Origin of the sequence: Campylobacter hominis ATCC BAA-381 (genome assembly GCF_000017585.1) — a bacterium.
Lineage (GTDB): Bacteria > Campylobacterota > Campylobacteria > Campylobacterales > Campylobacteraceae > Campylobacter_B > Campylobacter_B hominis.
Window position 1 is genome coordinate 1008501 of the sequence record NC_009714.1, and the last position, 12758, is coordinate 1021258.

Annotated in this window: 11 protein-coding genes; 5 read left to right on the plus strand and 6 right to left on the minus strand. The window is 31.5% G+C overall.

Annotated elements, in window-relative coordinates; translation table 11 throughout:
* Positions 1 to 4: 4 nt before the first annotated feature.
* Genes CHAB381_RS05025 through CHAB381_RS05035 form a run of 3 tightly spaced genes read right to left on the minus strand, consistent with a single transcriptional unit; the run spans position 5 to position 4132 of the window.
* Positions 5 to 1612 carry a mechanosensitive ion channel family protein gene (locus CHAB381_RS05025; protein WP_012108929.1) on the minus strand — a complete coding sequence of 536 codons (1608 nt, stop codon included), beginning with the start codon at positions 1610 to 1612 and terminating at the stop codon, positions 5 to 7.
* Complete coding sequence (aroB, locus tag CHAB381_RS05030; RefSeq protein WP_012108930.1) at positions 1609 to 2643, minus strand: 3-dehydroquinate synthase; 1035 nt, start codon at positions 2641 to 2643, stop codon at positions 1609 to 1611. The genes CHAB381_RS05025 and aroB overlap by 4 nt, the downstream gene beginning before the upstream one ends.
* A gap of 49 nt (positions 2644 to 2692) precedes the next feature.
* The gene (locus CHAB381_RS05035) at positions 2693 to 4132 is read right to left on the minus strand and encodes a potassium transporter TrkA (protein ID WP_012108931.1); all 1440 of its coding nucleotides are present in this window, start codon (positions 4130 to 4132) and stop codon (positions 2693 to 2695) included.
* 143 nt (positions 4133 to 4275) lie between these two features.
* Between CHAB381_RS05035 and CHAB381_RS05040 the strand changes: the two genes are divergently transcribed.
* Positions 4276 to 5103, plus strand: coding sequence for a peptidylprolyl isomerase (locus CHAB381_RS05040; RefSeq protein ID WP_012108932.1), 828 nt, complete (start codon positions 4276 to 4278; stop codon positions 5101 to 5103).
* A gap of 53 nt (positions 5104 to 5156) precedes the next feature.
* A complete protein-coding gene (locus tag CHAB381_RS05045; RefSeq protein WP_012108933.1) occupies positions 5157 to 5744 on the plus strand; it encodes a DedA family protein in 588 nt (195 codons plus the stop codon).
* Here CHAB381_RS05045 and CHAB381_RS05050 read toward each other — a convergent pair.
* Both CHAB381_RS05050 and CHAB381_RS05055 read right to left on the minus strand, forming a co-directional pair.
* Positions 5729 to 6298, minus strand: coding sequence for a metallophosphoesterase family protein (locus CHAB381_RS05050; protein WP_012108934.1), 570 nt, complete (start codon positions 6296 to 6298; stop codon positions 5729 to 5731). The two genes, CHAB381_RS05045 and CHAB381_RS05050, sit on opposite strands and share 16 nt — an antisense overlap.
* Positions 6299 to 6327: 29 nt before the next feature.
* Positions 6328 to 6978 carry a hypothetical protein gene (locus tag CHAB381_RS05055; RefSeq protein WP_012108935.1) on the minus strand — a complete coding sequence of 217 codons (651 nt, stop codon included), beginning with the start codon at positions 6976 to 6978 and terminating at the stop codon, positions 6328 to 6330.
* Positions 6979 to 7077: 99 nt separating this feature from the next.
* Here CHAB381_RS05055 and CHAB381_RS05060 point away from each other — a divergent pair, with 99 nt between their 5' ends.
* From CHAB381_RS05060 to CHAB381_RS05070, 3 genes are read left to right on the plus strand one after another with little or no spacing between them, the layout of a single operon-like run.
* Positions 7078 to 8262, plus strand: a complete 1185-nt coding sequence (locus CHAB381_RS05060) for an efflux RND transporter periplasmic adaptor subunit (RefSeq protein WP_012108936.1) — start codon at positions 7078 to 7080, stop codon at positions 8260 to 8262.
* The gene (locus CHAB381_RS05065; RefSeq protein ID WP_012108937.1) at positions 8259 to 10181 is read left to right on the plus strand and encodes a MacB family efflux pump subunit; all 1923 of its coding nucleotides are present in this window, start codon (positions 8259 to 8261) and stop codon (positions 10179 to 10181) included. The genes CHAB381_RS05060 and CHAB381_RS05065 overlap by 4 nt, the downstream gene beginning before the upstream one ends.
* 4 nt (positions 10182 to 10185) lie before the next feature.
* Positions 10186 to 11529, plus strand: coding sequence for a TolC family protein (locus CHAB381_RS05070; protein ID WP_012108938.1), 1344 nt, complete (start codon positions 10186 to 10188; stop codon positions 11527 to 11529).
* A gap of 316 nt (positions 11530 to 11845) precedes the next feature.
* Here CHAB381_RS05070 and CHAB381_RS05075 read toward each other — a convergent pair whose 3' ends face one another.
* Positions 11846 to 12706 (minus strand): D-amino-acid transaminase, encoded by an 861-nt coding sequence (locus CHAB381_RS05075; protein WP_012108939.1) that lies wholly within the window; start codon positions 12704 to 12706, stop codon positions 11846 to 11848.
* Positions 12707 to 12758 lie beyond the last annotated feature (52 nt).

Genomic DNA, 12758 nt, shown 5'->3' on the forward strand with positions numbered 1-12758 from the left:
ATTTTCAAAATAGTTGCTCTTTAGTCATTTTTTCAATATCAACAGGTCCTTGTATCTTTTCATTAAAAAACAAAGTTTGCTTTGGATATGCGATTTTGATATCAGGTTCACATCTGAAACTTTCTAAAATTTCACTTGAGATATTACTTCTAAGTCCTAAAGTAGCGTAAGAATTTGTCATATACCAAACTGAAATTTGAATTCCGTAAGGCTCAAAAAAACTAAAAATTCTAGGCTCTACATTCGGATTTTTTATGCTATATTGACTTCTAAGTTTTCCCATTTGTTTTTTAGCTATATCGGTGTAGCCTTTCGAATATTTGCGCGCAATATTTTTTATTATGTACATCGCTTTTTTATGATTGCTGTCAAAAGTTATCGTAATATCAATGCCGTCCCAAACTGTTTTCATACTATTGTGCGTATAATTTGCAATGAGCTCTGTAAAAATATAATTATTCGGTATAAATATAATTCTGCCGGCTCTGTGATGCTCTTTCCATGAAAGATATGTGATATCTTCATAAATCGTCATACGAAGCACGGAAATATCTATAATATCGCCAACATAAATAACTCCGTCTTTTTCAACTCTTACGCGATCCCCGACTCTAAAAGTGCCGCCGAAGATTATAACGGACCAACCAAGCATACTCATAAACATATCTTTCATAGCAATCGCCAAACCGGCGCTTGCAAAACCCAAAATCGTTACAAGATACGTCATATTTTCTATATACGAAAATATTAAAATAAGCACAATCAGCGTAAAATTAATTACATTTATAAATTTGTTTGCAAGGTAAAAATTATCATCATTTTTGATATATTTTTTAGCGATAAATTTTAATAAAAAGGCGATTAGAATTGTAGCAAATATCAAAATAGCAATATTTAAAGCACGTTTTACCTGCGTTTTTATATCTCTTTTTAAAATTTGAATTTGCTCATCTATTTTTTTCTCAAAAACGCTATATGTAGTAGTTCCTATTTGATAAGCCGAATTAAATTCTCTTATTTCATAGTGTATATTGTAAAGATTCTTTTGATTTTCTTCGCTCGGATCAATTTTTGCAATCTCATTTAGCGCAAGTTCTTTGTCTTTTAATTTTTCTATCACGCCCATAAGACGCGCAAGTTGATCTTTTTGATCGCTTTTACTGCTTTCAAGACTTTTTATATTTGAAAAATTAGTGATGATCGCAAAAGGGTTATGAATCCTTGAAATTTCATTTACTTCAGGCATCGTAATTATACTTGAAAACGGCATATTTTCATATCCGCTCAAAAGTGCAAGCTGATCGCTTATCGTTTTAATCTGTTTTTTAATATTATCTTTTTCTTCATCCGTTTTTGCGATTTTTAACTTTTTTTCAAGTTCAATTTCATTTTGCGTCAGCTCTTGATAATTTTGGAAATTAGCATATTTTATAATCCAGATATTTCCTTTTAAATTTTCATCGATTGCTTTTATTTTGGCATTCAATTCAATTATTCTATTTAAATTTCCAGCAATTATTTCGCTTGCATTTTTATCCACTTCATCTACGCTGAAATTTCCTTCGCCGAATGCAAAAATTGCAAAACATATAAAAAATAAAATTTTTCTCATTCAAAGTCTTTCAATGTAGCTATAACGACATCTTTTGGAATATCAGTGCAAATTTTAAATTCTCCTATGGAATTGGCTAAAATAAATTTTATTTTTGAATTTTGCGTTTTTTTATCCATAAAAAACAGTTCGTAAAATTCGTCCGCATTCGGAATTTTAAATGTTGTAGGAAGATTAAATTTTTTAAGAGTTTCTGAAATTTTAAAAACTTCATTTTTACTTAAAAATCCGAGACGCAAAGCTAAATTGTTTGCCATATTTATGCCGATCGATACGGCCTCGCCATGCAAAAATTCTTTATAATCTGTAATTCTTTCAATTACATGGGCGAAAGTATGTCCGTAGTTTAACACAGCCCTAATTCCGGTTTCTTTTTCATCTTTTACCACAACATCCGCTTTGATTTTTACACAAGTTTGCACCATTTTGGCAATTTCATCGGAACTTTTCAAAGTGGAATTTTCAAAAAACTCAAAAAATTTTTTATCAAACATCACAGCCATTTTTATGGCTTCCGCAACTCCTGCTGAAAATTCTCTAGGTGGCAGAGTATTTAAAAATTCGCTTTCGCAAAAAACAGCTTTCGGCTGATGAAAAGAGCCGATTAAATTTTTACCGAATTTATTATTTACGCCTGTTTTCCCACCTACACTCGCATCAACTTGAGCTAAAAGAGTTGTCGGAAAATTTATAAAATCAATTCCTCTTTCAAAAATGCTTGCCGCAAAACCGGTCATATCACTGATAACGCCTCCGCCAAGTGCGATTAACGTTGTTTTTCTGTCACATTTTGATGAAAAAAGCTGCTCTAAAATTTGCTCTATCGTATTTAAATTTTTATACTCTTCGCCGTCAGGAACCGAAATGATAAACTTTTTATCGCATTTTAGATTTTTAAGCAAAAACTCAAGCCAAAGTCCGCCTACTTTCGGATTTGTGATAATCGCCACATTTCCTTTTATTGTAAGCTCTTTAAATTCGTCAATAAAAACTTTGTATGAATTTTCTTTCAAATCAACATTTACTTGCATTTTTTCCACTCTTTTTTCTTATAATTTTATCAAATTTTAAGCCTTTTTTTCAAGAGTTTTCATAATGAAAATCCACAGGAATAAAAAGCTGATAATTATTTCTTAACTTATAATACATTAAATCAAGATCTTTAGCAAAATTTGAAGCCAGACTTCTATGCAAAATTTTTTCACTGAAAGGAATAAATTGAAAAAAGCGTTCTTCATTTTCAAGCGCCAAAATCGGATTTTTATCCAATTTATTTATAATATGCAAATCATTTTTAAAAAGATTTGCAAGATTTTTATAATTGTTTATAAAACTTTCGTCGCCTTTTCTTAAATTTTGATTGAAAAAATACAGATAAACATCCAAATTAAGCTGACTTGCAACATCAAAAACAACACTTGCCTCTTCGGTGACATTTTCTCCGTTTGTTACAATCATAGCTCTTGAAATTTCGCTGATATCGTATTCGCCGATACTTAAAACAGGCAAATTAAACTCATACATTTTACTTTTAAAATTTTCAAAAAAGTCATTTGTAGCTACGATTAAACCGATTTTATGATTTTCTATCAACTCTTTAAAATTTGTAAATTTTTTATTATTATAATCAAAAATAATCTCGCAAACATCGTTATTAAGACTTTTTAGACGATTTAAACTTTCGCCTATCGTAGGATTTATAACCTTTATGAAAAATTTATGGCTCTTCAGCGTAGTGTTCAGTTTTTCACAAACGTCAATAATACGCGAAATTTGCTCGTCATTAAGCTCATTCATATCAATAAATGAAGCTATATTTACACCAAAAGGCGACGGAAATTGTCCGTTTTCTTCTTTTATCGCGCTATAAACGCCTCTAAGAGCGCTTGCTTCGCCGACGACCAATATTGTATCATTCGGTAAAATTGTTGTATTGTAATTTGTAACTATATAATTGCTATGACGATAAATTATCGGTATGGAATACTTTGCGCTGGTTAAAAGACCGACTTTTTTATATGAGAAACTGCTTGCAACCGGAATTTTCACTTCCATTATTTCGCCTTTTCCAAGCCCGATATTATCGGCAAATACAGGACTATCAGGTAAAAATCCTATCAATCTTGACGATGTGATTGAAAGCGTATTTATAATTTTCAAGTGATTGTCTTTTTTGTTTTCCGAATTTGAAAAAGTTCCATGTCTATCAACCAGATAAAGTTCAAGTTTCGGTGCCAAAGCTTTTAAATTTTCATAAATTACGCGCGTATCAAATTCATTGTCATCTATTATTATACATTGATCGAATTTTTTATTATCGAGCACTATCCGAAGTTTTTCGCGACTTGTAGCATCAAAATAATGAATTTCAAACATATCGCTTTCTACTATTTCGGATGGCAAACTCTCTTCATTTTCAGCAATTACGCTGTATTTATGAATTATATTTTTTAATTTAAAAACTCGTTTTAAAAAATTTTTAGCCAAATTTCCATCGGCTATTATTAAAATTTCTTTCATTTATACCCTTAAAATTTTGTAAATTTTTGATTATAATAAAAAACTGCTTCAAAGCTTTTTAAATTGAAAATTTACAAAAAACACCTAAATTTTATATTTTTTTGATATAATCTAAACTTAAAATTTTGAAAAAGGAAAAAAATATGAGAAAATTTTTAATCTCTACATTATCTTTGGTGGCTGCAATAAGCCTAAATGCCGATGTTTTAGCAACAGCCGGCGATATAAAAATTACAGATGAAGACATAACTCCGTTTCTAGAACAAAACCATATGAACGGTATAGATATAAATGATGAGCAAAAAAAAGCTCTATTAGAAAATTTAATAAAATACAAATTGCTTGTAAAAGAAGCGAAAAACAGTGGCGTAGAAAATGAACTTGAATACAAAAAACGACTTGATATTGCAGCTGATGGAATAGCTTTCGGTCTTTGGCAAGATAATGAATTTAAAAAAGTGAATGTAAGCGACGATGAAGCTAAAAAATTTTATGAAGAAAATAATGCAAGCTTTGTAATTCCTGAGCAAATCAGCGCTTCGCATATTTTAGTAAAAGAAGAAAAAGAAGCTAAAAATATTATCTCGAAACTAAGTAAATTAAAAGGCGAAAAATTAAGCAAAGAATTCGCTAAAATTGCATCCGAAAAATCTATAGATAATGGAACAAAACAAAACGGCGGCGCGCTTGGATTTTTCCAAAAAGGTCAAATGGTAGAACCTTTTGAAAAAGCCGTATTCGGACTTAAAAAAGGCGAACTTACAAAACAACCTGTTAAGACACAATTCGGTTATCACATAATTTTAAAAACAGACGAGAAAAAAGCTTCTACATTGCCGTTTGAAAGCGTTAAAAATGCTATTATAAATAACATCAAAGGTCAAAAATTTCAAAAACAAATTGATGAAAAAGCCGAAGCGCTTTATAAAGCTGCAAATGTGCAATTTACAGACACAAATGCTACAAAATAATATAAAAAAGGCTGCAAATTTTGTGGCCTTTTATTTAAAAAAATGTTAAGAAAATGATTTCAGATTTTATTGATTTTATTATTTCGTCAGTCTCGGAATGGGGCTATATCGGTATTTTTTTAATGATGTTTTTAGAAAGCAGTTTTGTTCCATTTCCTAGTGAAGTAGCAATGATTCCTGCCGGTTATTTGGTTTATAAAGGCGAAATGAATTTTATATTATCAGGCGTGCTTGGAAGTGTAGCAGGAGCGATTTTTAATTACTATTTATGCTGTTTTTTCGGACGCGAGTTTATCAAAAAATATGGAAATTTTATAGGCGTTACGAATGAAAAATTTATAAAATTTCAAGCATTTTTTGATAAATATGGCGAAATTTCAATTTTTAATTCCCGTTTGATTCCAGGAATCCGTCAATATATAAGCTTGCCGGCCGGTTTAGCAAAAATGAATATAAATAAATTTATTTTCTACACTGCGCTTGGTTCAGCTATTTGGATTTTAGTGCTGATGTGTCTTGGATATTTTATCGGTGAAAATGAAACTGTTATCAAAGAGCAACTTCATATAATTACGATTATTACGCTATTTTGCGTCGCCGTGATTACATTTGTTTATATAAAATTTCATAAAAAATCCTGAATATCTATATCATAAGCCTTACAGGAAGCATTTAAAATATTTATTTTTTCAAATATTTCGTAATTTGTCATAGGATTATGAATATGCCCGCAAAGTATATAACGTGGCGAAATTTGACCTTTTTTTATCGCTTTTGCAAGAATTTTATCGCCAAGATCATTTCCACTTTGAGAACAAATCGCAGTTTTTGAACCGAACGGTGGAACGTGAGTTACAAGTACATCACATTTTTTAAATTTTGAAAAATCGTCGCAGCCGAAATTTACTACGCCGATTTTTATATTTTTTATTTTTTCATTTTCTCCGCCAAGATGCGCCTTTTTTATTTTTCTAAGCCATTTGCCGTCCAAATCGTGATTTCCGCTTGCTATAAACAGCGGTTTTTTTACCTTTTTTAAAATTGAAATTATTTCATTTATTTGAACATTAATCGGAGTACAACCAGGTTCTGCAAGTAAATCACCGCTTATACAAAGCACGTCATAGTTTCTATTTTTTATTTCCGACAAAAGAGCTTTGTCGTAATGAATATCACTGATATGCAAAATAATCATTTTTATCTTCTGAATTTCACATATATATTTTAATTGCAAAGTCTGCTGATAAATGTGTTTTGAGCCGAAATTTGCGGATTTATGATATCTCCTATTTTTTCAAAATTTGCGCATTTTGAAATTTCATTCATTTTTTCTTTATTATTTATATCATAACTGAAATTCAGTTCGAAAATTTCAATTCCTGCGTCCTTTGTAATATATGATTTTGTATAAACCGTATAAAATTCGCCCTTTTTATCGGTTGCTAAATTTATCGCTGAAATAGATGAAATTTTTTCGTTTTTCTTAAAATCTTTACATATATTTCCGCTATTTGAAATAAAATTTGCCACGCTCAAAGATTTATCGTCGACATTTATAAACTCGATTTTAGAATTATCTTTCAAATTTTCTATCTCATTTTTGAAGCTTAAACTTTGATTGTTATCTAAATTTTTTACCGCTTCCAATTTACCGAGTGCTTCCAAATTAGGTAAAATTTCAATTTTATCTGTAGCCAAATATTCAAAAACCAAACTTCCTTCATCTATTTTAAATTTTGCTAAATTTTGATTAATATCTCTTATTTTTGTTAAATTAGGAAGATTATTTATTTGTGTGTTTCTTGAGTTTTTATTACTTGAAATAGCGCAACCTATAAAAATCAAAATAGAAAATAAAATTAAAAATTTTTTCATAATCAAATCCTTTAAGATAATTTTAACAAAAAAAAGTAATTAACAAAAATTTAAAATTTTTACATAAAATATCGGTTTTAAGAGTAAAAAAGGTCAAATATGAAAAAATTTATAAAATTCGGTATATTTTGCGCGCTAGCGCTGATTTTGATATGGTTTTTCTTATTTAAAAAAGACGAAGAAGCACCAAATTTCATAACTACAAAACTGCAATCAGGTGACATAAAAAGCGTAGTAATTGCAAACGGCGAAGTATATGCTCAAGATCTCGTAGATGTAGGCGCGCAGGTAAGCGGTCAAATCAAAAAACTATACGTCAAAGTCGGAGACAACGTAAAAAAAGGCGATATGATTGCGCAAATAGATTCAGAAAAACAGGAAAATGAAATATCAAAAGAAAAAGCACAACTTGTAATTTATGAGGCTAATTTAAAGGCGGCTGAAATTAAAGCGCAAAACGCTAAAATACAGTTTTTAAGAGAGCAAAAACTTTATAAAAAAGATGCCACTTCAAAAGAAAAACTTGAAAACGCTAAGAATGAAGCTGCGCTTTCAGCTGCAAATGTAAAACAGATACAAGCTCAAATAGAGCAAACAAAACTGGCTTTAGATACCGCCGAAACAAATCTAGGATATACAAAAATATCAGCTCCGCTTGATGGCACTATAGTCTCGGTTCCTGTAGAAGAAGGACGAACAGTAAATGCGAATCAAACTACACCTACAATCGTAAAAATCGCCGATTTATCAAAAATGGAAATTCGTCTGCAAATCTCTGAAGGCGATATCTCGCTCGTAAAAGTCGGACAAAATGTCGAATACACAATACTTTCGGCGCTTGATGATATAAAAAAAGCTGAAATTTCAAGCATAGATCCAGCTCTTACCACACTTAGTGACGGGAGTTACGATAAAACAAACTTAAACGGTTCAAGCTCTTCAAATGAAGCTGTTTATTTTTATGCCAAAGTACTTGTAGATGATAATGACGGTTTCCTAAAAATCGGTATGACAACACAAAATACAATAATAGTAAATGAAGCTAAAAACGTAAATTTTATCACTTCATCAGCCATTCAAAAAGATACAAACAATGAGCGCTTCGTATGGATTTTAAAAGATAAAACTCCAACAAAAGCTAAGATAAAAATCGGCATAAGCGACAATTTAAATACCCAAATCTTAAGTGGTATAAATAAAAACGATGAAATTATAATATCAAATCCAAATAAAAGTGAAAATTCTAAAAGCATAGCAAGACCGCCATTTGAAAGAGTAAGATGATAGATTTAATAAATATAAATAAAAATTTTCCATTAGGCGATTCTCAAATTAACGTTTTAAAAAATATAAATTTACATATAGATAAAGGCGAATTTGTAGCTATAATCGGTCAAAGCGGATCCGGAAAATCGACATTGATGAATATAATAGGTTGTCTTGATACGCCAAGCAGCGGTGAATATAAAATCGAAAACCGCGATGTAGCACATTTTACAAGTGACGATCTTGCAAATTTAAGAAGCAAGAAATTCGGCTTTGTATTTCAAAGATACAATCTTATATCTTCAATGAATGCACTTGAAAATGTCGCACTGCCGGCTGTTTATGCAGGTGCAAGCACTGAATTTCGCACAAAAAGGGCAAAAGAAATTTTAAATGAGCTTGATCTTAAAGATAAAATGCAAAATTTACCTAACAAACTATCAGGCGGACAACAACAACGAGTTTCAATTGCAAGAGCTTTAATAAACGGCGGCGAAATTATTTTAGCCGATGAACCGACAGGCGCACTTGACAGTAAAAGCGGCGAAACGGTAATGCAAATTTTTACGGATCTTTACAAAAAAGGTCATACAATAATAATGGTAACTCACGATAAACACGTAGCAAGTTATGCAAGTCGCATCATAGAAATAAAAGACGGCGAAATTTTAAGCGACACAAAAAAGAACGATGAAATTTTTGAATTAAAAAGCGAAGAAATCGTCCAAAAAAATATTTTTTCATCTTATAAAGATAGATTTATAGAAAGCTTTAAAATGTCCGTAAGTGCAATATTTTCACACAAACTCAGATCTGTTTTAACCATGCTTGGAATAATAATAGGAATTTCATCTGTAATTTGCGTCGTGGCGCTAGGCAAAGGCTCGCAAGAAAAAATAATCTCGTCAATAAGAGCGATAGGAACCAACACAATAAATATAATGCCTGGAAAAAGCGCAGCCGACGCAAGACTTAATAAAATAAAAACTTTAACAATAGAAGATTCAAATGTGCTTGCAAATCAGCCTTATATTGACTATTCCACACCAAATACAAGTGCAAACGGACTTATAGCTTACGCAAATCTCAGCTCAAACGGCATTCTTAGCGGCGGAGGCGCGAATTCTCTCGCTATAAGAAGCGTAGAACTTCAAAGTGGGCGAAATTTTACCGATGACGACATAAAAAATTCGGCTTCAGTTGTAATTATAGATCAAAATACCGTTGATACATTTTTTACAAACACGGATCCGATAGGCAAAATTTTACTTTTTAAGAACAGACCGCTTCTAATAATAGGCATGGCGGAAAATGAAAAATTCAGTTCTCAAGACAGATTAAAAATTTACGCACCTTATACGACCGTAATGAATAAAATCAGCGGAAACCGTGATATCAGCTCAATTACTGTAAAAATCTCTGATAATGTCAGTACAAAAACGGCTGAAGACAGTATCACGGCAATCCTTACAAAACGTCACATAATAAAAGATTTTCACACCAGAAACTCCGACACCATAAAAGAGACAATAGAAAGTACAATGGGAACGATGAGACTTCTTATTTCATCAATAGCCGTTATTTCACTGATAGTAGGTGGAATCGGCGTAATGAATATAATGCTTGTAAGTGTAACGGAACGCACTAAAGAAATCGGCGTAAGAATGGCGATAGGCGCAAAAGAATCAAATATTTTAGAGCAGTTTTTGATAGAAGCGATTCTGCTTTGCTCGATCGGCGGAGTGCTTGGAATTATAATCGCACTCGGTTTCGGTGCCGCTTTCAATTCAGTAAGCAGCGATTTTGTAATGAAATTTTCGCTAATGCCAGCAATTACCGCGTTAATCGCATCTTGTGCTATAGGTATTGTTTTTGGATACTTGCCGGCTAGAAACGCAAGCAGATTAAATCCGATAGATGCACTTTCACAGGAGTAAAAAAATGAGAAATTTTATAATAATTTTTTTGATTGTTTTTTTAAGTGCCTGTTCTACAAAAAATGCACTGAATTATGAACCAAACAAAAATTTTAAAGATGAAAACGAAACTTTCAGACTTGAAAAAAAATGGTATAAACTTTATAATCAAAATCAATTAAATGAGCTTGTAGAGGAAGTTTTAAAAAATAATATCGATTTTAAAATCGCTTCCTTAAATTTAGCGCGCGCTTATGAAAACGCCGGACTGATTTCAGCCGACTTATTTCCGACTTTAAGCGCAGGTGCGGATTTTACGACAAACCGTGACATATCAACAAATGATAATTTCAGAAAAAAATACCAGGCAAAAGTAGAAATAAACTACGAAGTTGATTTATTAGGTAAAATTTTAAGCAGAAAGTATGCAAGCGACTGGCTTGCAACTGCCGACGAATTTGATTTGCAAAGCCTGAAACTTACACTTATAAACTCAGCCGTAAGCGGATATTTCAAAGAAATTTATTTAAATGAGGCGCTAAATTTCACGGAACGCAATATAAAAAGCTATGAAAAACTAAATGAGATTATCAATATAAAAGTCGCATACGGAAAAAGTGAGCCGTTGGAGCTGAAACAAACAGAAAACGCGCTTTTAAACCTGCAAAACAAAAAACTTTCTTTAATATCTCAACTAAAAAATAATGAACTTTTTTTACGAAATTTACTTGGAAACGACAGCGAATTTTTAACGCCCGTTTCGCAAATAGAAAATATAAAATTTCTTGGCGTAGATATGAGTGCGCCTTATATCGCGCTTTCGAATCGTCCTGATTTAAGGGCTGCGATTTCAAGAATAAATGTAAGCTTTTACGATTACAGAGTTTCGCAACTGGAATTTTTCCCGAATGTAAGTTTAGGGGCAAGTCTTAGCAGCAACGACGAAAAATTTAAAGATGCTTTTAAACTAAACTTTTTTAGTGGAAATGTAAGTATAAACTTACCATTTTTGTACTATTCCAGACTGAAATCACGTCTTAGAATTTCACAAATCGATTTTAAAATAAATGTAAAAAAATACGAAAAGGCATTAAGCGAAGCCGTAAATGAAGTAAGAAATTTATATGAAATTTATGAAATTTCACTTAATAACTTGCAGAATTTAAAGAAAAATTACGAAAATGCGGCAAAAATTGCTGAAATTTACAACGCAAAATATGACGCCGGAAGAGCCGAGCTGAAAGATTATTTAGAAGCTGATACGGCAGCAATTGATGCTAAAATTTCATTGATATCGCAATATTATACTGTTTTGGAAACGGAAAATAAAATTTATAGATCGATGAGCGCAAAATTTTATAAAAAGTAAAAATAAATTTTGTATGAGCAAAATTTAAAATGTATCTGTATCAATTTTAAAATTTTTCATAATAATATAAAATTTATAGGCGAAGCGATTTTTATATTTTAATCAGTTCTGTAAATTTTATTTTTATTTATAAATTTTATCGTCTTTAAATTACTGTTTGCAATATTTTAAAAATTTTGGCAACAATAAAGCCTAAATTTTATAAACATGCATAATTTATTTTGATTTATTACAAGAAAAAGATTTAAATTTTTATAGTTCATCAAACGGCGGGCTTTTTCCGCCGCCGTTCAAGTCCAAATTAAAAAGTTAAATTTTATAAAATTCCGGCTTCTTTTTTAAGATGATTTGCATACATTTCGCGAAGTTTCGGCACAAATTTTCCGATTTTTCCGCCGCCGATTTTCTTTCCGTCCGCCTTTACAACAGGAAGAAGCATAAGCGTAGCCGCACTTATAAAAGCTTCGTCAGCTTCATAAACTTCATCCATAGTAAAATTTCTTTCATTGATTTTAAGTCCAGCTTCGTTTGCAAAGCCTAAAATCACTTTTCTTCTGATTCCAGGTAAAATTTCATTCGAAAGCGGTTTAGTTATCAAAACACCATTTTTTATGATAAATGCACTTGAACTGCTGCACTCGGTTACATAACCGTTTTCTGTCATAAAACATTCAAAAGCGCCACGCTTATGAGCTTCGTGTTTTGTAATACATTGAGCAAGAAGTGAAACCGATTTGATGTCTCGTCTTTTCCAGCGAATATCAGGCAAACTTACGATTTCAATACCCGTTTTTGCATATGGATTATCAAAAATATTTTTCTCATAAGCAAAAGCGAAACAAGTAGGAGTAAGTCCGACCGGAAAATCAAAATCTCTCATCGCTGCGCCTCTGGAAATCTCAGTATAAACGGCTCCTTCTTTAATGTTGTTGCGTTTTATAAGTTCATAAAACATAGCTTCATATTTTTCGCGACTCAAAGGAAGCTTAAGCTCTATTGATTTTAAACTTCTCTCAAAACGCTCCCAAAAATCAAGCCTGTCTACAAGTCTGCCATTTACTACAGGCACTACTTCATAAATTCCGTCTCCAAATATAAAACCGCGATCAAATGGGCTTATTTTAGCTTCATTTGCATCACAAAATTTACCGTTTATATATACAATTCCATTCAACATTTCTTCTCCTTAAAATTTGCGTGATTTTAGCGCAAAAACGGTTAAATTAAAA